Origin of the sequence: Massilia sp. CF038, from assembly GCF_900129765.1 — a bacterium.
Taxonomy (GTDB): domain Bacteria; phylum Pseudomonadota; class Gammaproteobacteria; order Burkholderiales; family Burkholderiaceae_D; genus Telluria_A.
Window position 1 is genome coordinate 656,035 of record NZ_FQWU01000001.1, and the last position, 22,125, is coordinate 678,159.

The window sequence follows — 22,125 nt, forward strand, 5'->3', positions numbered from 1 at the left end:
GCTTGAATGCCGTTCAAGAACTTGCCTTTTTGCTGCAGCAGGTGCAAGATCGGGCACGGATTTGTTCAGTTCGTATCGATTTTGTAGTAAAATTTCAGGAAATAAATTTATAAGGAACGACCATGGCGTTGCATCCCGTAGTTGAAACGGTGACCAATCGGATCATCTCGCGCAGCAAAGCGTCGCGCGCGGCTTACCTGGCGCACCTCGATGCGGCGCGGATTCAGGGCGTACAGCGCGGCGCCCTGTCGTGTACCAATCTGGCGCACGGCTTTGCCGCCTTTCCCGCCAACGACAAGCTCAAGCTGCGCGAGGCCAAAAAGCCGTCGGTCGCGATTGTTTCGTCGTACAACGACATGCTGTCGGCGCACCAGCCGTTCGAGACTTTCCCAGCCGTCATTAAAGATGCTGTGCGCAACGTGGGCGCCGTGGCGCAGTTCGCCGGCGGGGTACCCGCCATGTGCGATGGCGTGACCCAGGGCCAGCCGGGCATGGAACTGTCGCTGTTCTCGCGCGACACGATTGCCATGTCGACCGCCGTGGCGCTGTCGCACAATATGTTCGATTCCGCCTTGTACCTGGGCGTGTGCGACAAGATCGTGCCTGGCCTGCTGATCGGCGCGCTGCACTTCGGCCATCTGCCGGCCGTGTTCGTGCCGGCCGGGCCAATGACGTCGGGCTTGTCGAACAAGGAAAAAGCGCGCGTGCGCCAGCTCTATGCGCAGGGCAAGGCCACGCGCGAAGAGCTGCTCGAATGCGAGTCGCAGTCCTACCACGGTGCCGGCACCTGCACCTTCTACGGCACGGCCAACAGCAACCAGATGCTGATGGAAATCATGGGTCTGCACTTGCCAGGCGCCGCATTTGTCACGCCAGGCACGCCATTGCGCGATGCGCTCACGGCCAGCGCTGCCGTGCGTTCGGTTGAAATTTCGCAGCAGGGCAGCCGCTATACGCCGGTTGGCCACATCGTTGACGAGAAATGCATCGTCAACGCCGTGGTCGGTTTGCTGGCCACGGGCGGCTCCACCAATCACACCCTGCACCTGGTGGCCATGGCCAAGGCGGCTGGCATCGTGATTGACTGGGACGACTTCAACGAGCTGTCGGCCGTGGTGCCGATGCTGACCCGCATTTACCCGAACGGCGACGCCGACGTGAACCATTTCAATGCGGCTGGCGGCCCGGGCTTCGTGATTCGTGAACTGCTCGACATCGGCATGCTGCACGACGACGTCAACACCATTCTGGGCCATGGCTTGCGCGCGCACGCCAAAGAGCCTTTCCTCGATGGCGACAAGGTGTTCTGGAAAGATGCGCCGGCCGTCACCGGCGACGACAGCGTGCTGCGTCCGGCCAGCAATCCGTTTGCCAAAGATGGCGGCATGATTCTGGTCAAAGGCAATCTGGGCCGCGCCGTGATGAAGATTTCTGCCGTCAAGGAAGAGCACCGCGTGGTGGAAGCGCCCGCGCTGACCTTCAATTCGCAGGAAGACTTCATGCATGCCTATAAGGCCGGCAAGCTTGACCGCGACTTTGTGGCAGTGATCCGCTTCCAGGGCCCGCGCGCCAACGGCATGCCGGAACTGCATGCCCTGACCCCGGCCCTGGCCAACTTGCAGGATGCCGGCCGCCACGTGGCGCTGGTGACCGACGGGCGCATGTCTGGCGCATCGGGCAAGGTACCGGCGGCCATCCACGTGTCGCCCGAAATTCTCGCTGGCGGCCCGCTGGGGCTGGTGCGCGACGGCGACATCATTCGTCTGGATGCCACCACCGGCACGCTCGAAGCGCTGGTGCCGGCCGATGTCTGGGCCGCGCGCAAACTGGCCACGGCCGACCTGAGCTCCAGCCATATCGGCATGGGACGCGAACTGTATGCCGTGTTCCGCAACACCATCAGCGAAGCGGAGGCCGGCGCCACCACCTTCCCGCTGCCATCCCCGATTCACACCACCGTGCCGCTGCACGCGACCGCCGATATTGGCGACACCGTGCCAGGCTCCGACGAAGACTTCCTGATCAAGAACCCAAAATGACCATGACCCTCCTTGACATCATGCGCTCGGCGAGCGTGATCCCTGTTATCGCCATTGATGATCCCGAGCACGCGGTACCTTTGGCGCGCGCCCTGGTTGCGGGCGGCATCTGCGTACTCGAGGTGACCCTGCGCACCAAGCATGGTCTGGACGCGATCCGCGCCATGTCCGAGGTGCCGGGCGCCATCGTTGGCGTCGGCACGCTGACCCAACCCGAAGAATTTGCTGCCTCGCGCGATGCAGGCGCCGTGTTCGGCGTCTCGCCTGGTCTGACCGCCAGCCTGATTGAAGCAGGCCGCAAGAGCGGCTTGCCGCTGCTGCCAGGCGTGATGACGCCGTCCGAAGTGATGGCTGCGCGCGAAGCGGGCTTCCGTCAGCTCAAGCTGTTCCCGGCGGTGCCGGCCGGTGGCGTGGGGATGCTCAATGCAATTGGCGGCCCGCTGCCGGACGTGACGTTCTGCCCGACCGGCGGGATCTCCATTGAGACCGCGCCCAAGTTCCTCGCTTGTAAAAACGTGGCGTGCGTGGGTGGCTCGTGGCTGACCCCGAAAGAGGCGATTGCCGCTGGCGATTGGGCGCATATTACGGAACTGGCACGCGCTGCGGCGGCACTGCGCGTCTGAGCGATTGAAAGCGCGGCACGGACGGCAGCGCTTTCGCGCGCTGACCGAAGGTGAGGTGGCGATGGCGGCGCAGCTGTTTGGCGACGCCATCGACTATCGCAAAGTGCGCATCTACAACCGGCGCTATCTGCCTTTTGGCCTGCAGCCGCGCAACTGCGCCATGAGTCCGAATGGCGCCATCTACTTCCATCATTCTTGTTGTCTGGTCGATTTTTCCACTGGCACCGAAGGGGCGCGCCACTGGTTCATGCATGAGATGGTGCACGTCTGGCAGCACCAGCTGGGGTATCCGGTGCGCTTGCGCGGGGCAGTGCGCATCGGCCTGAGTTATCGCTACGTACTTGCGCCTGGCAAGACGCTCGCGGACTACAACATGGAAGCCCAGGGCGATTTGCTGGCGGACTACTTTGCGCTGAAGTATATGGGGTCGGCTGCCAGCATGCGTCAGCCGCGCCATGCGACACAACTGGCGCTCTTCGAGCATGTTCTCGATCGTTTTATCCAAGCGCCTGGCGATCGCGGCAACCTGCCAAGAATGCGATTGCGTCTTTTACCGTCCACATAGCCGCGCATCCTTTTTTTGAAACGCGAGGCGGCTCGGCGCATTCGTTTATTCTTCGTCAATCCAAGCGTACTGCATTGGCGCGACAGACCACGTGCGCTGGTCGCGCTGGCGCCAGGTGAGCAGACCAAGCAGCTCGCCTTCGCCGTCGCAGACAAGAATGTCCGCCGGCGAATACTCTCCCGGACCCGGCGAATTGTATGGTCCGATATGGGATGCACTTGGTTCTATCACGCCAAAGTCGCATTCGACATGTCGAAACAGCGGCTGCGCCACGTCGAGGAATTGAAAATTGACGCCGCCACAGCACAATATTCTGGCGGATCGGCGCCGCTGCATGCGCCATCGCAAAAATGCTTCGGCTTCTGGAATGACGGTGTCGGGCGTCATGCATTCCGAAGCAATTGGGTATTCGATTGGTTTTCCTGTCCGCGCTGCGCCATAAGCAGCTTCAAAGGCGCGCAGGGGGGCGATATCTTCGGCGATGCAAATACCGCCGCAGTCCTTGCACCAGGCTGGTCGGACGGGCATATTGAATAAATCGGCATCGCGCACTGAACCGCCAAGCGAATCACCGCCGAAGTAATAGCAAGCTTCCCGAAACTTGAAATTGAATTCTTCTTTACAGCCGGTACACGAATAGGATCGCGGGAGCATGACTTGCCTTGGTGTTGGATGCGTCCGCCCTGCTTGGGCCCGCAGCATGGCAGGGTACAATTGTTCTATTCTTCTAGCAAGTTCAAACGCAACAGCCTCTGAAGGGAAGCACGTGAAATCAGGTATCGATGCCTACGCTGATGCGTGGGAATTTGTCACCGCACGCCATGCAGGCCAGACCTATGGCGGGCGCGGGCAGGGCGAGAAGGTCCCATATATCAATCACCTGGCCAGTGTCGCCGCGGAAGTTGCATGGGGTATTGCGGGAGCCGCAGGATGGGACCTCGACCTTGCTGTGCAGTGCGCGCTTTTGCACGATGTGATGGAGGATACCCATACCACCGTTGACGAGGTGAGCGAGCGTTTCGGTCCGGCCGTGGCGGCTGGTGTTCTTGCCTTGACCAAGAACATGGCGCTGCCCACTGGGGAAGAAAAAATGCGCGATACGCTGGCGCGCATCCGGCAGCAGCCGAAAGAAGTGTGGGCGGTGAAGCTCGCTGACCGCATCAGCAATTTGTATCATCCGCCGTTTTACTGGACAAGTGAAAAGAAGCGCCAGTACACCGTTGAGGCGCAGGTGATCCTTGATGCGCTGGGTGCGGCGAACAGCAAGCTGGCCGAGCGACTTGCGGCGAAGATCGCGACGTATCCGGTTGACTGACCTCGTGTGAGTGCGTCCGCCAGGTTCTCTGTAATGATTGGCGGGTTGAGTGTGCAGGGTACAGCGTATCAGGCGGTGGGTTGACTTAGCCCTTCAAGACCCTCAACTGTTCTTCGGAATCGTTCTTCATATTCGGCGGCAAGTCGGCCTTGAACGACAGTGCCTTTTCATATTCTGCCTTTGCTCTTGCTTTCTCACCCAAGGCCTGCAGCGACTTGGCAATGCGGTAGTGAACGTGCGAGCGGTCATCCTTGGCTAGTGCCGCTTCCAGAATGGCCAGCGCTTCGCGGTGCTTGCCTTGTTCCTGGAACACACGGGCCTGCCCATAGGCCACGTCGTCGCTGTCCGGGAAGCGCTTGGCCGCATCATTGAAGATGCGCTCGGCCTCGCCCACGCGTTTCTGGCTCAAGTGCTTGAAGGCGACCGCAGCGAGCACGCCCAGTTGTTGCTCTGCCAGTTCATCGTCGCTGCTGGCGCGCACGCTCAGTGCGGTCGCTTCTGCCTTGGCCAGACGGTCACCTGCAATGTCGATGCGCGCCTGCATCAGCTTGGCCGCTTCCGGATAAATGGTGACGGTCTGGGCCGCCAGATTTTCGGCCTTGCCGGTGCCACCGCCCACAATGCCAGGCGCCATCAGGTAATACTGCAGCAGCGAAAAGCGCGCGTCCAGATTGCGTGGATCGAGATCGACGGCTTTCTTGAAGGCGTTGCGAATGTCGCTGGCATAGCCCATGGCCGACAACATGCCGCCATTCATTGCCTTCGCGCCCAGCGCCTTGCCCAGCGCCAGCTGGCAGCGCGCGTCAGCGGCCTTGGCATTGACGCATTGCTGTGCTTGTTTGATAGCTTCTTCAATGCGGGCCGAGCGCCCACTCGCCAGAATGGCATCGGTACGGTTGGCCATGGCTTCTGCATTGCCTGGATCCTGCGCCAGTACGGCGGCAGCCGCTTTTTCTGCGTCGGCGTATTTTTTTGCCTTCATCAGCGCATCGTGATCGCTTGCTGCACAAGCTTGGGTGGCGACCAGCAGACCGCATAGCGCGAGGGGGAGGGATAAATATTTGTTCATCGGTCTGCGTCAATAGTGATTGATGTAGTGCAATATCTCCAGTGTCGGATATTTTTGAGGAATTGGCAACCTTGACGAGATTGCCGTGCGGCGATTGCCATTGCGGTGGGCAAAAAAAAGCCCGCGCGAGGCGGGCTGGTGCGGAAGCGCGCTGGTTCAGGCGCGCCGCTTGCGGCTCAGTGCCAGGCCCAGCAGGCCAAGGCCGAGCAGGGCGATCGAATCCGGTTCCGGTACGTCCACGGGCGGTGCACGGCGGGCGCGGGTGACGTTGTCGAGAATGAGGTAGTCGGCGCTGGTGGAGATTTGCACCGAGGTGATCGGGTCGGTCGAGGTCCAGCCGTAGAAGCTCAGCTCGGGCCGCAGGCTGGTACTGATCACGGTGGCAATGCCGTTGATGGTGACGGTGACGTTGTTGGCCTGCCCGAGAATGGTGCCGAAGTCGGCGGCAAAGGCGGTGCTGGCGCCGAAGGTCAGCGTGGCTGGGCTGTCAATCAGCAGCACTGCGCCAGAGTTCCACTGATACAGGGTAGGCGAGTAGCCAGGGTCGACCAGATAGGTGTCACTGCTGTAGCCAATGCCGTTGTAGGTGGTGTTGCTAATTTCGGTGAACGAATTAAGCGGCGCGGTGTATGGCTCGACGACCGTGCCTGTGGTGGCGGCGTCGAACGCGGCGCGATCGGTGTAGAGAATAAGCGCGGCTTGGGCGCTGGTGGCGGAAAACAGCGCGGCCAGCGCGCCTGCCTGAATGAACGTGCGAACAAGTTTCATGACCTGGTCCAATGCGTTAGTGGGAATGACAAGACTAATGCAATTTTTATACCACTTCGGACCAGGCTTTGATATCAATCACTTAGCAAAGTGCCAGTGTTTCCTGCGGCGAGAATGTAAAGGATTCCGACAACCGTATGTCATAGATTCCAATCACGTTGTGCAGGCGCGCGCTGAACAGGCTAAGCAGGTCGGGATCGTCCGCCCCGAGTTCCATGGCGACCTCGGTGCGCTCGACCTGCAACCTCGTCAGATGCACATTCCCGCGCCGGGCAATGGCGAGGATGGCTTCGAGGGTGTCGAGCGGATGATCGCGGTCGAGCGAAAAAACAAGTGGCAAGCGGTTCGGATTCATTCAAGAAGGATAGCTGGCCGCACGGAAAATAGGCTTTCGAAATTGCCGCGTAAATCTAAAAATTTAGAAGAATCATCTCGGAATGGATTAAGATTCACATTAATCTTCTTTTGGATTGGAAATTACGGTGAATCCTGCTGAACTTGACGATATAGACCGCAAAATCTTGCGCGAACTGCGCCTCGACGGCCGCATCTCGAATGCCAATCTGGCAGAAAAAATTGGGCTGTCGGCCTCGCCGTGCTGGAATCGCGTACGCCAGATGGAAGAGCAGGGTGTGATTGAGGGTTATACGGTGCTGCTAAATCAGAAGGCGCTTGGTGTGCCCGATACGGTGATGATCGAGGTGACGCTGGACCGGCATGACGACGATACCTTCGAGCGTTTCGGGCAGGCATTGGCCGATATGCCGGAAGTGCTGGAAGCGTATTTGCTGACCGGTGAATACGATTACCTGATCAAGGTGGCGGTGGCGGGCACGGCAGGATACGAGGAGTTTTTAAGGCGCAAGCTGTACAAATTGCCGGGGTTGCGGCATAGCCGGTCTACTTTTGTGTTGCGGATGCTGAAGCGGGTGCATTCGCCGCAGCCTTGATGGGATGGGGGGCGTTGTAGGCGGCCTGTTGTGTTGCGAGTTTTTGGGGCTGCGGGGGCGTGGTATGGGCCCCCGCCTACGCGAGGGCGATGTAGTGGGATGCGTCCGTCGTGGCGATGTGGGGGGGCGCGGGCTAGTCGGTGTGGGCGACGACGCAGTTGCGGCCGGCGCGTTTGGCCGTGTACAGGGCGCGGTCGGCGGCGCCGAGCAGGTCGGCAATGGTGGACTGGCTGCCGTTGCTCAATGTGGCCAGGCCAATGCTGATGGTCACGCGGTCGGCGTGGCCCGCTTTTTCGTGGGGGATGTTCAGTGCCGCCACGGTCAGGCGCATGGCTTCGGCCATCTTCATGCTTTGTGCCGCATCCATGTCGGGCAGCACTGCCGCAAATTCTTCGCCACCGTAACGGGCAATCAGATCAGCCGGACGCTGCAGCATTCTGGCCAATGCGGTCGCCACCTTGATCAAGGCATCGTCGCCGATCTGGTGGCCATAATGGTCGTTAAAGGGCTTAAAGGCGTCAATATCGATCATCATCAGCGTCAGCGGACTGCCTGAGCGCTTGGCGCGCCGCAGTTCCTTTTCCATCGTGACATCGAAATGGCGCCGGTTGGCAATGCCGGTCAGCCCATCGGAGAAGGTCTGGGAGCGCAATTCCAACGCTTGCTCGCGCAGCAGGCGTTCGCGATTGACTGCCACGCTGACATCGGCAATCTGGATCAGGCAGTGCCGCTCGCCGCCCGCAACCGTGAGCGGGGTCACAGCCACCGCCTGCTGCATGCGTTCGTTGGCAGCGCGCGCGGCCGGGTTGGCAAACAGGGCAAAGGGCGCCTTGTGCAGGGTTTGCGATAAGACGGAGGGAAAGTTGTCACGCAGTGCTTGCTGGACGGCGCTGTCGAGGCGCTTGCCCTTCAGATCGGGAAACACGCCAAACAAATCCTGGCCCAGCACATCCTTGCCGGCATGTCCTGAATACTGGCCCATCCAGCCATTCCACAGCACCACCTGGCGCGCCTGGTCCAGCACCACGACGCCCATGTTCAGGGCGCCAAGCACCTCTTCAAGCATGCCCAGCCGGCCTGTTGCAGTGTGCATCATGTCAGGGTGAACCCATCACTTTGGCAAGGTAGCGGTCCACTTGCTCGCGCAAATCGTGCAGTGCGGACAGATCCAGGATGAAGGCGACGTAGCCGTGGATCTGGTGCTTTTCGAGAATGAAATCGATATGCAGCATGAGCACGATGCTGTCGGCCAGCCCGCCCGAGGCAGTCAGAATCTGCTCGCTGGTGCCCACGTGATAGACCGGCAGCGAGCCGCTCAATTCCTGGGAAAAGATATTGGCCAGGGTGCCGACGCAGGAATTGAGAATGATGTTGCCAATCTCGCTCATCGCCTCCTGTTCCATTTCGGTCAATTCCTGTAGGGGCACCGACTCGCCCACCATCAGGCGCACGATATCGAGGCTTTTATCCTCCGGAAACATCAGGATGGCTTCGGTGGAGAATGCCCCTTCGTAGTGCTGGCTGACGCCGCACACGCGCGATCCTTCCTTGTTGCCGAGCATGGAACCGGCGTCGGCGCGGTTGAGGAAGGTAATCAGGGGTACCGACATCGTCACTTCTTCGTTGACGATGTCACTCATGGCCCGGGCCGCGTGACCCACACCGATATTAAAGATTTCGACGAGCGCGTCGTGCTGCAGGTCGGTGAGATTGAACATGCTAGGCCAGCGCGAGGGCGTTGATCAGGCCATGCAGCTTGGTTTCGGTGATTGGTTTTTCCATGAAACCAATGCCGAGTTCGTTGGCGCGATTGCGGGTGGCGTTCTGCACGTTGGCGGTGACCAGCGCAATGTGGGCTTTTGGACACAGCCGGCGCAGCTGCTCGGCCGCAGCCAGACCGCCAATGCCGGGCATGTTCACGTCGATCAAAATCAGGGCTGGATCGGCCGTGCCGGCCTTGTCCAGCGCTTCTTCGCCGGTGGCGCATTCTTCCACGGACCAGCCGGGGCGGGCGCTAAGGATGAACTGGCGCGCCATCATGCGCGACACGCGGCTGTCATCGACGATCAGAACCGTTGTGGTTTCGCTCATTTCTGGATTCCTGGCTGTGCTTTGGGCATGTCACATTTTCGCATACATTGCTGGAGGGATTCACAAAAACGCGACACCTTTTGCCTGCAAAAGATGATTGGTGGGTAGTCTATCCGCTAGAATGATGCCATTACTCATTATTTCCGAGATCATGACCCAAGACGAACTGAAGCAGGCTGTCGCGCGCGCGGCTATCGACTATGTGGTCGATGGCGAAACTATCGGCGTCGGCACCGGCTCCACCGCCAATTTCTTCATTGACGAGCTGGCCCGCATCAAAGACCGTATCAAGGGCACCGTGGCATCGTCGGAAGCGACCGCGGCGCGCCTGCGCGGGCATGGCATTGCGGTGTTCGATCTGAACGACGTGACCGAGATTGCAGTCTATATCGACGGGGCCGATGAAATCACGGCCAGCGGCGCGATGATCAAGGGCGGCGGCGCGGCGCTCACGCGCGAAAAAATCGTTGCCTCGGTATCGCGCCAGTTCGTGTGCATTGCCGATGGTTCGAAACTGGTCGAGGTCATGGGCAAGTTTGCCCTGCCGGTCGAAGTGCTGCCGATGGCCCGCGCGGCCGTCATGCGCCAGCTTGCGGCACTGGGTGGCCAGCCGCGTTTGCGCCTGAAGCCAGGCACCGATCAAGCATTTATTACCGACAACGGCGGCGAGATTATCGACGTTGCGGGACTGCATATCACCGACCCGCAAGGGCTGGAACAAGGAATCAACCAGATCGTCGGCGTCATCGCTGTCGGCCTGTTTGCACGGCGCGGCGCCGATGTGTGCCTGCTGGGAACCAGCGAAGGCGTCAAAACGCTGACGTTCGCCTGAGAACTTTGGCGTAATTTAACAACAAGGAAAAATGATGAAGCGATTGATTGTATTGATGGCATGTGCGGCTGTACTGGGTGGCTGCGCATCGAAACGCGCGCCGATGCCTGCCTGGACGCCTGTGGCTGCTGCCGAACCCGCCGCCGAGACGCAGACCGCGGCTGTCGCGGCGCCTGTCGCCGCGCCTGGCACAGATACTGCCGCTCAGCCAGTCGAATACATTCCTTTCCGCGCCGGGGTGTCCTCCACCACGGTCGAGAACATGGCCAAGCAAGTCGGTTGCGTCGGTGGTGTGGGTGCCGGCCTGACCTCGCCACCTGGCCCGGTCGAAACGTATCGCATGGTTTGCCCGAACCGCGCGCTGTACACCGCCAAATGTGAATTCCGTCAATGTGTGGCCACCTCGGTCGTGCCGCAGGGCGGTTACGCGCTGCCAGCAGGCGCCATGGTGCAGCAAGGCGAGACCGCTGACGGCCAGCCTGTGATGGTCGCAGCCGAGGGCGGCGTGCTGGGCGCGCGTGAAGTGCCAAAGCTCAACGTGGTTTGGGCCTGTGGCAACTGCAGCCAGAACTTCAAGGTGGCCGGCCTGATTCAGCAAGCTTACGCCGGCGCTGCCGCTGCGCGTGGCTACAGGGTATCGGCTGTTGAAACGGCAAAAGTGTCGATCACCGACTACCGCCAGCGTCCGCCTGCAGTGCGCGTCATGTTCGGCCTCATGGCCGGCAAGGACCGTCTGGCTGTGAAAACCGAATACCGCGGCCGTGTCACCACCTTCAAGGATTCGAACTTCAGCGCCTGGGTTGGCATGAACAGCCTGGCCGACCAAGTTGGCAAGGAAACCTTCGCGCAGCTGGTTGTACCGGCAACGCAATAAAATTGGGTCTGCCATCGACGCTGTGACGGCGATGGCAGATGCTGGGACGTAAAAAAACCGGGCGTGCCCGGTTTTTTTACGTCTGCCTGCGCTGCAAAGTCAGTCTGCCGGCGGAACGTAACCGGCGGCCGCGTCCGCGCCTTCGCCGAAGAAATGCTTTTCCATTTGCGCCGCCAGGTACTTGCGCGCGCGCTGATCGGCCAGGTTCAGGCGGTTTTCGTTGACCAGCATGGTCTGGTGCTTGAGCCAGGCGGCCCAGGCTTCCTTCGAGACCGATTCCCAGATCTTTTTGCCCAGTTCGCCTGGGTAAGGCGGGAAGTCGAGGCCTTCGGCTTCTTTGTTCAGTTTGATGCAATGGACGGTGCGCGCCATGTGGTGCTCCTAAAGCGGTGTCGGTAAAAGCGTGATTATAAAGGTTTGATCAACACCTGGGATTTGCGCTGCCAGTTGTACATATGCTGGCGGTCTTTTGGCAGGGCATCGACGGTGGCGGGCACAAAGCCGCGTTTCTTGAACCAGTGCGAGGTGCGGGTGGTCAATACGAACAATTGCTTGATACCCAAAGAACGCGCGCGGTTTTCCATGTGCTTTAAAATACGCTCGCCGTCGCCTTGCGCCTGCACTTCGGGGTTCACGGTCAGGCAAGCCATCTCGGCCATTTTTTCTGCCGGGAAGGGGTACAGTGCGGCACAGCCGAAAATGACGCCATCGTGCTCGATGACGCTGAAGTTGTCGATTTCGCGCTCGATCAGCTCGCGGCCCCGTTTGACCAGGGTGCCGTCCGCTTCCAGCGGTTCAATCAGTTTAATGATGCCGCCCACGTCTTCAATCGTGGCCTGGCGCAAGCTTTCCAGGTTTTCGTGGCTGATCATGGTACCCACGCCATCGTGGGTGAACAGCTCGAGCAGGGTGGAGCCGTCCATTTCAAACGGCAGAATGTGCGCGCGCGGCACGCCATTGTTGCACGCCTTGATGGAGTGCTGGAGGTAGAAAGCGGCATCGGTGGGCAAAAAGCCCGCTTGCAAAACGGCTTCAGCCTGATGCGATGACAATTCGCGAATCTCGACCTCGGCTTCATCTTTCATCATCATGGTTTCGGTGATGAAGATGATCTTGTCGGCGTGCAGGGCGATGGCGGCGGAGACGGCCACGTCTTCCATGGTCAGGTTGAAGACTTCGCCGGTGGGCGAGAAGCCCAGCGGCGAGAGCAGCACCACCGAATCGGTGGCCAGAATGGCGTGAATGGTTTCGGCCGCGATCTTGCGGGTCATGCCGGTCAGTTCGAGGTCGACGCCGTCGATCACGCCGAGCGGGCGTGCGGTGACGAAGTTACCCGAGATGATGCGGATGGCTGCATGCGCCATTGGCGTGTTGGGCAAGCCCTGGCTGAAGGCAGCTTCGATATCGAGGCGCAGTTCGCCGGCCGCCTCTTTGGCGCATTCGAGGGCGGCGGTGTCGGTGATGCGCACGCCGTTGTGGAAGCGGCCTTCGACGTTACGCAGTGCCAGCTGTTCGGCCACCTGCGGACGCGAGCCGTGGACCACCACCACGCGGATGCCGAGCGCCACCAGCAGCGACAGATCCTGGGCCAGCACGGGCAGGGCGCCAGCCGTGACAAGTTCACCTGGGAAGGCGACCACGAAGGTCTTGCCACGGAAGGCGTGGACGTAGGGCGCGACGGAGCGCAGCCATTGGACGAATTGGTTAAAGGTTTCCATTTGCCGCATTATAATTCGCTGCGCGACTTGCGCACCAAAACAGTGTAAAAAACAATGTCAGATCAGAGCAAGAAGCCCTCCGCGCCCCGTAACGCCCCGCGTGAAGGCCAGCCAGGTGAACGCAGCGCAGGCCAGGCGCCGCGCAATGAAGCACGCCCGCCCCGCGCCCCGCGCGACCAGGCCGCGCGCAATGAAGCACGCCCGGACCGCACCCCGCGCGACCAGCCGCCGCGTAACGATGCACGCCCGGACCGCGCCCCGCGCGACCAGCCGCCGCGTAACAACATCGTCCTCGCGCAGGCGGGGACCCATGGCACCGCCAATCAGTCGCCACGCCCCGCGCAGCCCCGCGCGCGCCGCGACGGCCAGACCGACCGCACCCCGCGCCCGCCGCGCGAAGCCACCCCTGAACGCGCGCCGCGCGAACAACTCCGCACGCCCCTGCCACCGATCACCTTCCCCGAAGACCTGCCCGTCTCAGGCCGCCGCGGCGACATCGCCAAGGCACTGCTGGAAAACCAGGTCATCATTGTCTCCGGCGAAACCGGTTCCGGCAAAACCACCCAGCTCCCCAAGATCTGCCTTGAGCTTGGGCGCGGTGTCAAAGGCCTGATCGGCCACACCCAGCCGCGCCGGATCGCGGCCTCCTCCACCGCCAAGCGCATCGCGCAGGAGCTGGGCACGCCGCTGGGCGAGCATGTAGGCTTCAAGGTGCGCTTTACCGACACCCTCAAGCCGGGCGCCTACGTCAAACTGATGACCGACGGGATTCTGCTGGCCGAAACCCAGACCGACCCGCTGCTGCGCAATTACGACACCATCATCATCGATGAAGCGCACGAGCGCAGCTTGAACATCGACTTCCTGCTTGGCTACCTCAAGCAGCTGCTGCCGCGCCGCCCTGATCTGAAAGTGATCATCACCTCGGCCACGATTGACGCCGACCGCTTCGCGCGCCATTTCGGCACGCCCGACATGCCGGCGCCGGTGATCGAAGTATCTGGCCGCCTGTACAAGGTGGAAGTGCGCTATCGCCCGGTCGACCGTGATCCGGTCAATGTGCCGGTCCCGGAGGGCAAGCCAGTGCCCAAGGCGCAGGCCGCGCGCGAGAAGCGCGATCTGATGGACGCCGTGGTCGAAGGCGTGGATGAACTGTGCCGCCTGGGCTCGGGCGACGTGCTGGTGTTCCTGCCGGGCGAGCGTGAAATTCGCGACTGTGCCGAAGCCCTGCGCAAGCACCATCCGCCGCATGTGGAAATCCTGCCACTGTTTGCCCGCCTGTCGGTGGAAGAGCAGGAGAAGGTCTTCAAGATCACCAACGCGCGCCGCATCGTGTTGGCAACCAACGTGGCCGAGACTTCGCTGACGGTGCCAGGCATCCGCTACGTGGTCGACGCCGGGCTGGCGCGGGTGAAGCGCTACAGCTTCCGCAACAAGGTCGAGCAGCTGCAAGTGGAACCGATTGCCCAATCGGCTGCCAACCAGCGTGCCGGCCGTTGCGGCCGCGTTGCCGACGGCGTCTGCATCCGCCTGTACGAAGAGGACGACTTCAATCAGCGTCCCAAATTTACCGAACCCGAAATCCTGCGCTCTTCGCTGGCGGCCGTTATTTTGCGGATGAAGTCTTTGCATCTGACCGATGTGGAGACCTTCCCCTTCATTGAGCCACCACAGGGCCGCGCCATCGCCGACGGTTACCAGCTGCTGCAGGAAGTGGGGGCCGTTGACGATACCAACAACTTGACCCCGCTGGGCCACAAGCTGGCCAAGCTGCCGCTCGATCCGCGCGTGGGCCGCATGATTCTGGCCGCGCTGGACAACGCCTGCCTGACCGAGATGCTGATTGTCGCCTCGGCCCTGTCGGTGCAGGATCCGCGCGACCGGCCAATGGAGTACCAGCAGGCGGCCGATGAGGCGCACAAGAAGTTCGCGGACGAGAAGTCCGAGTTCCTCACTTATATCAAGATCTGGAAGTGGTTCGAAGACGCCATCGAACACAAAAAGACCAACCGCCAGCTGCAGGAAACCTGCCGCAGCAACTTCCTGTCCCAGGTGCGCTTGCGCGAATGGCGCGATGTGCATTCGCAGCTGCTGACCATCGTCAAGGAGCAGGGCTGGCGCATGAACGAGCTGGCCGCCACTTACGAAAACCTGCACACGGCGCTGCTCACTGGCCTGCTGGGGAACATTGGCTTCAAGGCCGAGGACGAACCGGGCGCGGGCTACTTGGGCGCGCGCGGGATCAAGTTCCACATCTGGCCCGGTTCGTCGCTGCTGAAAAAGCCCGGCAAGTGGATCATGGCGGCTGAACTGGTGGAAACCACGCGCTTGTACGCGCGCTGCGTGGCGCAGATTCAGCCCGAATGGATCGAACGGGTGGGCGCACACCTGCTGAAAAAATCGTGGGGCGAGCCGCGCTGGGAAAAACGCGCTGCCCAGGTGACGGCTTCGGAACGCGCGACCTTGCATGGCATTGTGATTTACAGCCAGCGGCGCATCAATTATGGTCAGTTCAACCCCTTCGAGGCGCGCGAGATCTTCATTCGCGACGCGCTGGTGCAGGGCGACTACGATACGCGCGCGCCGTTCTTCGCGCACAATCACAAGCTCATTAAAGAGATTGAAAACCTCGAGCACAAATCGCGCCGCCTGGATGTGCTGGTGGACGACCACTTGATCGCGGCCTTCTACGACAAGCTGATCCCGAACGATGTCGTCAACGGCGCCGGTTTCGAGAAGTGGCACAAGGACGCCACGCAGAAAGAACCCAAGCTGCTGTTCCTGAACCGTGAAGAGTTGATGCGCCACGAGGCCGCTGGTGTGACGACCGAGCTGTTCCCGAAAACCATGTCGGTGACCGGCATTGAAATGCAGCTGACCTATCACTTTGAACCGGGCAGCCTGCGCGACGGCGTGACGCTGTCGGTACCGCTGTTTGCGCTGAACCAGATGCCGCGCGAGCGCGTCGAGTGGCTGGTGCCCGGCATGCTGAAAGAGAAAGTGCACCTGCTGCTGAAATCGCTGCCGCAAAAGCTGCGCCGTCACTGCGTGCCGCTGCCGGACTACGCGGCGCGTTTCTGCGAGCGCGTGCACGAGGCAGGCGTGTTTGGCCGGGGCGACCTGATCGACGCCATCATTGCCGACATTCGCGCGCAAACCAGTTTGTCGGTGCTGACCAGCGACTTCAAGGCCGAGACGCTGCCAGCCCACCACTTCATGAACTTCAAGGTCATTGACGAACACGGCCGCCAGCTGGATATGGGCCGCAATCTGGCGACCCTGCAAGCGGAATTTGGCGGCCAGGCGCGTCAGAGTTTCCAGAAGCTGGCGGAAGTATCGGTGCCGGCCAAGGGCGTGGTGGCGACAGCCCAGCCTGCCAAGGGCGCGCCGCAAGGCGCCGCACCAAAGGCTGCCGCACCGGTAGTCAGCCAGCATACGGGCCTCACCAACTGGACGTTTGGCGAACTGCCGGAGTTGCTGGAAATCGTGCAGGGCAAGCTGACCCTGATTGGCTTCCCGGCACTGGTGGACAAAGGCACGCACTGCGACCTGGAAGTGTTTGACGACCCGACCGTGGCCGCGCGCACGCATCGGATTGGCCTGCGCCGCCTGTTTGCGCTGCAGTTCAAGGAGCAGCTCAAGTTTGTTGAAAAAAACATTCCGGGCTTGCAGCAAATGGGCATGCAATTCATGGCCATGGGCTCGCAGGAAGAATTGCGCGACCAGATCATTCAAAAGGCGATCGACATTGCCTGCTTGCAGGACCCGCTGCCGACCGACGCGGCCTCGTTCAACAAGCGCAAGGATGAAGGCAAATCACGCCTGACTCTGCTGGTGAACGAGATCGCGCGTCTGGTATCGCAAGTGCTGACCGAGTTCCACGGCTTGCCCAAGAAGCTGCAAAGCGTGAACCCGCAGGCGGCCGCCGACATCACCACCCAGCTGCAGGGCCTGGTGCACAAGCGCTTCCTGATCGACAATGACTACGCGCAGCTGGCGCATTTTCCACGCTATTTGAAGGCCATCAACGTGCGCATCGAAAAACTGCGTGCCGACCCAAGCCGCGACGCCAAGCTGATGGCGGAATGGACGCAGTCGGCCAGCCACTTCATGCGCGCAGCAAAAGATCGTCTGGCCGGCAAGAATACCGACCCCAAAATGGTGGAATTCCGCTGGATGCTGGAAGAGTTGCGCGTCTCCTTGTTTGCGCAGGAATTGAGGACACCAATGCCAGTGTCCTCGAAGCGCCTGCAAAAAGTATGGGAATCGATGCAGCGCTAAGCCTGCCTTAGTGGGCGGTGCCCGGGCTGGTCTGGGTGCCGCCAGCGCCGCCGACCATGCCGCTGGCAGCCACGCCGCCACTGCCGATATTGCCAGCCTCGGTGCCGTAGAAGGTGTGGATCTGGCTGGCCCAGCCCATGTCGCTCATGTCGGGCCAGGCATCGGGATCGAAACCGGGTGCGTTTTTCAGATGCTCTTTGTCGACATTGAGCACAAAGCGCTTGTTGACGGTATCGAGCTGCAAGGCTTGCCAGGGGACGGCAAACAGCTTTTCGCCCATACCCAAAAAGCCGCCGAACGACAGCACTGCGTAGGCCACCTGGCCGGTCCGCATGTCGAGCATGATTTCCTTGATGTCGCCCAGGTTTTCGTCCTGGCCATTGACGACGTTGTCGCCGATTAGCGTGTCTGCCCCCATCAGCGATGGGCCGGGGCCTGCACTGCCGCTGGATTTGTACATGCCGTAGCGGTCGCGGTCTGCATAACTCATCTTGTTCTCCTGTGACGTGTCTATTAGGTGAGTCGGTTTGCTCACCTGACCAGCCTAGGTTCTGGGCCGTGCCCCTGTTTGATCTCGATCAATCGTCTCCTATGCGTTGCAAATGCGGCGAGGGTGTTGCTTTATTGTTGAGTTCGCCACGTTATGCGGGATAGCGCACAGAGCGGACGTTTCCAGTTGGATATTCTTGTCAAAACCCTGGAGATTTCACATGATGTTCGTCACTTCCCGCTGCAACAACGCCGGCCCGCTGGGCAAGCCCATCCCAACCCGCTCGTTCGTGGCGTCGCTGCTGTCGCGTCTGACCGTGACCAGGCTTCGATGGTAAAAAAGTCTGCCAATCCCTGGCTGCGCACGCTGGTGCGGGCAGGGAAGAAGCAGCAGCGCACGGTGTCACGTGCGCTCACCGCATTATTGCTACCCAAGCCCGCCCCGAAACCGAGAGCCAGGCCGACGCCCAAACCAAAGCCGCCTCCCAAGGCCGGTGCGGGACCCGGTCCGCGCAGCACGCCGCGTAAGCTTGCTGCGACCGCCCCAGCGGCGCCAGCATCGGGCAAGTGGCTGGCCTCGCGCCACGCCGGGCTGACAGGCGAAGGCAACGGCGCCATGCGCCAAATGCGGTATTGGCTATACCTGCCCGATCAGGCGCCGGGGCCTTTGCCGCTTTTGGTCATGCTGCATGGCTGCGACCAGAGCGCGACCCAGTTTGCCGAAGGCACCCGCATGAACCAGGCGGCCGACAAGCGTGGCTTTGCCGTGCTCTACCCGCAGCAGTCAGTAAGCGCTCACCCGCACCGCTGCTGGAAATGGTATGACCGGGCCACCCAGCAGGGCGGCGGCGATGTCGGGCTGATTGTCGGCATCGTGCGCAAGGTCATGGGGCAATATCCGATCGATCCCACCCGTATTTATATTGCCGGCATTTCGGCCGGGGCCGGCATGGCCAACATTGTCGCGCTTAACCATCCTGATCTGTTTGCCGCGCTGGGTCTGCATTCCGGCCCCATGTTCGGTGCCGGCCACAGCCAGTTTGGCGCGCTGGGCGTCATGCGGCACGGCGCCACGCAGCGGGTCGACAGCGCGATTGACGAAGTCTTGCTCAAGCATCCTGCGTTCCCGGCCATGCCCACCATGCTGATCCAGGGTGAAGACGATGACGTGGTCCGGCCCGTCAACCAGGCCCACCTGACGCGCCAGGCAATGCAAGTGAACCGCTTGCACCACGGCACCCCCGTGAAAGTCACCACCAAAGCTGGCAACAGGAATGTGCGTGCCCATCGCCTGCATGACGTCTACAGTGGCCGCAAGCTGGTGCTGCGGGTGGCACAGATTGCCGCGCTCAAGCATGCCTGGAGCGGCGGGGACGCGCGCCTACCCTACAATGCCAGCGAAGGGCCGGATGCCAGCAAGATGCTGCTGGACTTTTTTGCGAAGCATCGGCGCAAGTAGGCTGTCTCGCAGTTCCGCGGTATGATGCCGACACGAATTTTTCGGCCCGCTCGTCCTGCAATCAACCAACTTGAATCCGAATGAGTGCACTTGATATTTTTCGATGGCAGCGCCGCCCGGTCATGGCCGTGCTGGGGTTTCTGATCCTGCTGGCATTCTGGATTGCTTACCTGTTTATTCCGAAACCGTGGTCGTCGGCCAGACTTAGCGCCCAGGTGACAGGGTGGGACGGTCAGCCCGTGCCGGGGGCGCTTGTGGTGGTTTCCTGGAATGCAGTCAGTATGTGGTTCAGCTCTGATTTGGGAACGGTGCACGCAGCAGAGGCCGTGACTGATGCAGCGGGGCGATTCGTCATTCCGGCATGGGGCGGAACGTATATTGAAGGTGGCGCACTCGGGTCGAATCAACCTCGCATCTATGTCTACAAAGAAGGCATCACACCCTTGGTGATCAGCCGTCAATGGCGAAGTTCGTTTTCGATCAGCGAGCATGCGACGGTGACTGAATTGATAGGCGGCAAACTGCGCATGGCGCCTCGGGACGATGGCGAGTACAGGGATGACTATTTGACTGAAGATCAAGCGGAAACCTCGTTCATCAAGGCCGCCGCGGATCTTGATGGCTGGCCCTTACCTCGTATGAAAATGGCACTGAAGGAATTGGAAATCGCGCGCGCTACGCGGCTTCCGGTCATTCGCAGCGGCCCGCCAAATGTGGCGCCTACCCCTTCGACTTGCGATCCCTAAGATCCGGAAAGTAATTGTCCCTCGGCTTGCGAGCCTTGATCCCGCATAAGCAGCCTCAGCAATGGCTGGTCCAAACTGATCCATCCCATTCACCGAGGAGCGATCATGGACAATGAACAAGACAGCGGCGCGGGCGCGACGCCAGCGCGACAGGCGCAAGTGCCACCCGAGCGCAGCAAGTTCCGCGCATTGGTGCTGGCCAATCCCAACTACTTTGGCAACGTCGAAGCCAGCCCCTTCCCGCCAGTGCTTCAGATCCAGCTGAACCGCACCTACGAAGAAATCGGCTGCGTCGGGTTCCAGCCCCAGTTCAACCGCCTTGACGCGGTTATCTACATCAACCAGCCCAGCGGCTACGGCGGCGGCATCTGCGCCCAGGGTACCCCTGAATACGTGCGCTTCTACACGTCCAGCGACAACGGCGCCAGCTGGCAAGACGCGGGGCTGACCAGTTTCCGCGCCTGGGATATTCCTTCCGGTACCGCCGGCCCGCGCCGCCTTGAATACGCAGTGTCGCTGAACATCAATCCAGCCAAGCGATTCTGCTTCATTCAGAACGTGGTGCTGGTGCGCGCCATTTTGTCGTGGAATGTGCCGCCGCCACCGAATGTGCCCAATTTTGTACCTGTCTGGGGCGATATTCACAACACCCACATTCAAATTGACCCGCGCACGATCATCCTCGTCAACGATATTTTGCAGCAGGCGCAGATCAAGCTGCCGCCGCAGCTGGCCGACATTCTCGACCTCGAATCGGCGGTGGCGGTCAAGCCGCCCAAGCTGCTCAGCGCACCAGAATTGGCCGAGCTGTACAAGGGACAGGATATCGAACCGCACCGTTTCGCCCTGGCCGAATTACAGCAACTGCTGACCCAGCCAACAATGGTCGAAGAGTTGATGGCGCCCGGCTTTGCTGGCGTGCTGGCCAACACCGGCATCGATCTGGCCAAGCTGGCCGAGGTGCTGTTCCCCGTCGATGGCAGTACCCGCTACGAGGAACTTGCATGCATCGGCCTCAATCCAAATCAGGACACGCTGGTGGGCGTGATTCGCGTCAAGCTTTCCAGCGGCTACTCGGGCGGACTGTGCACGCCCGGCAGCCGCGAGTACGTTGCCTTTTGGGCCGACTTCGACCGCAACGGCAGCTTTGAAACCTATCTGGGCACCACCTCGGTGAATGTGCACGACATCAATCCGGTGCCGCGCGAAGGGCTGGAATATTCAGTGGCGCTGCCGCTGCAGCTGGACCGCTACCGCCGTCTGTGCCAGCAGGGCGCGGTGGTGGTGCCGATTCGCGCCATCCTGTCGTGGCAGGTGGCCCCGCCGCCCGGCAACCCCAACTTTGTGCCGGTGTGGGGCAACCGCGAACACACGCTCATCCACATCCGCCCAGGTCAGCGTCCGCAAGGCCATCCACCCATCATTGAAACCGTGGGCAGCATGGCTGTGGTGGATATCAACGGCGCCGGCTACGCCAATGGCCCGGCCCAGCTGGCCGGCTTCAGCGCCAGGCAAAGTCCTTTTGGCGGCGAGGTCATCATCACCGGCCACCTGGCCAATCCCACCGACATCAGTGCCGGCGCCGCAGCCTTGCGCTACCGCGTGATCGTCAACGATGGCAGCGTCGACCAGATCCTTACCAACCCGTTCAACATTGCGCGCACGCAGTTGCTCGATGGCGTGTGGAGCTTCCTGCCCGGGATCACGCAAATGCCGGACGCCGAAGGCTATTACACCTACCGCGAAGACTTGAGCGCGGGGCCGGGCAATGCGCAGATCTTTGTAGCTGGCAACGTATTGGGACGCTGGCAGACGGCTGGCAAGACGGGCACCTGGCATATTCGCATTGAAGTCAAGGACGCGGCCGATGTGGTGTACGTGGGCAGCGCCGTCACCGTGCGGATAGACAATGCCGCGCCGCAGATTCCAGTGGGCAGCTTCAAGATCACTTCCGGCGGCGGCAGCTGCGCCGACTTTGTGATTGGCGACATCATCGAGGGAACTTACCAGGTCACGGACGAGCACTTCGGCGCACTATCGCTGTCGGTCCTCCCGTCACTGGGCGGTACTTTTACGGCACCAGTGCCCTTGCCACGCACCTATCCCACCGTGTCCACCCTGGGCGAAGCGGGCGTCTGGCGGCTGGACACCACCGGCATGCCCAAGTGCGGCTATGTGGTACGCCTGAGCGCCACCGACCGCACCATCGTCAACAGCGGCTATGTTGGCTTCTACAACGAAGACAGCGTGGGTCTGTGCCTGAAAGTGGCAGGCACGGCGCAGGCCTGTTCCAACCCGTAGTTGCC

Annotated in this window: 21 protein-coding genes; 11 read left to right on the forward strand and 10 right to left on the reverse strand. The window is 61.2% G+C overall.

Translation table 11 applies throughout. The annotated features are described in order from the left end of the window. Window positions 1–122: 122 nt before the first annotated feature. From edd to BUC24_RS02925, 3 genes are read left to right on the forward strand one after another with little or no spacing between them, the layout of a single operon-like run. Window positions 123–2,039, forward strand: a complete 1,917-nt coding sequence (gene edd / locus BUC24_RS02915; protein ID WP_073212577.1) for a phosphogluconate dehydratase — start codon at window positions 123–125, stop codon at window positions 2,037–2,039. Further along, entirely contained in the window at window positions 2,036–2,662 is a 627-nt protein-coding gene (gene eda / locus BUC24_RS02920) for a bifunctional 4-hydroxy-2-oxoglutarate aldolase/2-dehydro-3-deoxy-phosphogluconate aldolase (protein ID WP_073212579.1), read from the forward strand. Before edd ends, eda begins: the two co-directional genes overlap by 4 nt. Further along, window positions 2,598–3,227 (forward strand): Rhs element Vgr protein, encoded by a 630-nt coding sequence (locus BUC24_RS02925; RefSeq protein ID WP_229447976.1) that lies wholly within the window; start codon window positions 2,598–2,600, stop codon window positions 3,225–3,227. Before eda ends, BUC24_RS02925 begins: the two co-directional genes overlap by 65 nt. A gap of 45 nt (window positions 3,228–3,272) precedes the next feature. On the opposite strand, the gene BUC24_RS02930 is transcribed toward BUC24_RS02925, so the two are convergent. Continuing rightward, window positions 3,273–3,881 carry a hypothetical protein gene (locus tag BUC24_RS02930; protein ID WP_073212581.1) on the reverse strand — a complete coding sequence of 203 codons (609 nt, stop codon included), beginning with the start codon at window positions 3,879–3,881 and terminating at the stop codon, window positions 3,273–3,275. 112 nt (window positions 3,882–3,993) lie between these two features. Between BUC24_RS02930 and BUC24_RS02935 the strand changes: the two genes are divergently transcribed. Then, window positions 3,994–4,542 (forward strand): HD domain-containing protein, encoded by a 549-nt coding sequence (locus BUC24_RS02935; protein ID WP_073212583.1) that lies wholly within the window; start codon window positions 3,994–3,996, stop codon window positions 4,540–4,542. Between the two features lie 85 nt (window positions 4,543–4,627). Here BUC24_RS02935 and BUC24_RS02940 read toward each other — a convergent pair whose 3' ends face one another. The 3 genes from BUC24_RS02940 to BUC24_RS02950 form a co-directional block, all read right to left on the reverse strand. Next, on the reverse strand, window positions 4,628–5,524 hold the full coding sequence (locus BUC24_RS02940) for a tetratricopeptide repeat protein (protein WP_073212584.1): 897 nt from the start codon (window positions 5,522–5,524) through the stop codon (window positions 4,628–4,630). Window positions 5,525–5,767: 243 nt separating this feature from the next. Then, window positions 5,768–6,379, reverse strand: a complete 612-nt coding sequence (locus BUC24_RS27180) for a PEP-CTERM sorting domain-containing protein (protein WP_229448000.1) — start codon at window positions 6,377–6,379, stop codon at window positions 5,768–5,770. Between the two features lie 82 nt (window positions 6,380–6,461). After that, entirely contained in the window at window positions 6,462–6,734 is a 273-nt protein-coding gene (locus BUC24_RS02950) for a hypothetical protein (protein WP_073212588.1), read from the reverse strand. Window positions 6,735–6,861: 127 nt separating this feature from the next. On the opposite strand from BUC24_RS02950, the gene BUC24_RS02955 reads away from it, so the two are divergent. Then, a complete protein-coding gene (locus tag BUC24_RS02955; protein ID WP_073214697.1) occupies window positions 6,862–7,329 on the forward strand; it encodes an Lrp/AsnC family transcriptional regulator in 468 nt (155 codons plus the stop codon). Between the two features lie 133 nt (window positions 7,330–7,462). Here the strand turns inward: BUC24_RS02955 and BUC24_RS02960 are convergent, their stop codons facing one another. From BUC24_RS02960 to BUC24_RS02970, 3 genes are read right to left on the reverse strand one after another with little or no spacing between them, the layout of a single operon-like run. Beyond that, window positions 7,463–8,425, reverse strand: a complete 963-nt coding sequence (locus tag BUC24_RS02960) for a sensor domain-containing diguanylate cyclase (protein ID WP_073212589.1) — start codon at window positions 8,423–8,425, stop codon at window positions 7,463–7,465. Between the two features lies 1 nt (window position 8,426). After that, window positions 8,427–9,047 carry a chemotaxis protein CheC gene (locus BUC24_RS02965; RefSeq protein WP_073212591.1) on the reverse strand — a complete coding sequence of 207 codons (621 nt, stop codon included), beginning with the start codon at window positions 9,045–9,047 and terminating at the stop codon, window positions 8,427–8,429. Window position 9,048: 1 nt separating this feature from the next. Then, window positions 9,049–9,420 (reverse strand): response regulator, encoded by a 372-nt coding sequence (locus BUC24_RS02970; protein ID WP_073212592.1) that lies wholly within the window; start codon window positions 9,418–9,420, stop codon window positions 9,049–9,051. Window positions 9,421–9,571: 151 nt separating this feature from the next. On the opposite strand from BUC24_RS02970, the gene rpiA reads away from it, so the two are divergent. Both rpiA and BUC24_RS26840 read left to right on the forward strand, forming a co-directional pair. Next, window positions 9,572–10,252, forward strand: coding sequence for a ribose-5-phosphate isomerase RpiA (gene rpiA / locus BUC24_RS02975; RefSeq protein WP_073214700.1), 681 nt, complete (start codon window positions 9,572–9,574; stop codon window positions 10,250–10,252). Between the two features lie 34 nt (window positions 10,253–10,286). Next, window positions 10,287–11,126 carry a hypothetical protein gene (locus tag BUC24_RS26840; protein WP_073212593.1) on the forward strand — a complete coding sequence of 280 codons (840 nt, stop codon included), beginning with the start codon at window positions 10,287–10,289 and terminating at the stop codon, window positions 11,124–11,126. 99 nt (window positions 11,127–11,225) lie between these two features. Here the strand turns inward: BUC24_RS26840 and BUC24_RS02985 are convergent, their stop codons facing one another. After that, window positions 11,226–11,498, reverse strand: coding sequence for an oxidative damage protection protein (locus tag BUC24_RS02985; protein WP_073212595.1), 273 nt, complete (start codon window positions 11,496–11,498; stop codon window positions 11,226–11,228). A gap of 35 nt (window positions 11,499–11,533) precedes the next feature. Then, a complete protein-coding gene (argA, locus tag BUC24_RS02990) occupies window positions 11,534–12,844 on the reverse strand; it encodes an amino-acid N-acetyltransferase (protein ID WP_073212597.1) in 1,311 nt (436 codons plus the stop codon). Window positions 12,845–12,898: 54 nt separating this feature from the next. Here argA and hrpA point away from each other — a divergent pair, with 54 nt between their 5' ends. Further along, window positions 12,899–17,125 carry an ATP-dependent RNA helicase HrpA gene (gene hrpA / locus BUC24_RS02995; protein ID WP_178372469.1) on the forward strand — a complete coding sequence of 1,409 codons (4,227 nt, stop codon included), beginning with the start codon at window positions 12,899–12,901 and terminating at the stop codon, window positions 17,123–17,125. Window positions 17,126–17,132: 7 nt separating this feature from the next. Here the strand turns inward: hrpA and BUC24_RS03000 are convergent, their stop codons facing one another. Beyond that, the gene (locus BUC24_RS03000) at window positions 17,133–17,615 is read right to left on the reverse strand and encodes a PRC-barrel domain-containing protein (RefSeq protein WP_073212599.1); all 483 of its coding nucleotides are present in this window, start codon (window positions 17,613–17,615) and stop codon (window positions 17,133–17,135) included. 330 nt (window positions 17,616–17,945) lie between these two features. Between BUC24_RS03000 and BUC24_RS03005 the strand changes: the two genes are divergently transcribed. The 3 genes from BUC24_RS03005 to BUC24_RS03015 all read left to right on the forward strand — a co-directional run bounded on the left by BUC24_RS03005 (window position 17,946) and on the right by BUC24_RS03015 (window position 22,120). After that, window positions 17,946–19,073 carry an extracellular catalytic domain type 1 short-chain-length polyhydroxyalkanoate depolymerase gene (locus BUC24_RS03005; protein ID WP_073212601.1) on the forward strand — a complete coding sequence of 376 codons (1,128 nt, stop codon included), beginning with the start codon at window positions 17,946–17,948 and terminating at the stop codon, window positions 19,071–19,073. A gap of 80 nt (window positions 19,074–19,153) precedes the next feature. Further along, a complete protein-coding gene (locus BUC24_RS03010; protein ID WP_073212603.1) occupies window positions 19,154–19,819 on the forward strand; it encodes a carboxypeptidase-like regulatory domain-containing protein in 666 nt (221 codons plus the stop codon). Window positions 19,820–19,924: 105 nt separating this feature from the next. Next, window positions 19,925–22,120, forward strand: a complete 2,196-nt coding sequence (locus BUC24_RS03015; RefSeq protein WP_083598671.1) for a hypothetical protein — start codon at window positions 19,925–19,927, stop codon at window positions 22,118–22,120. Window positions 22,121–22,125 lie beyond the last annotated feature (5 nt).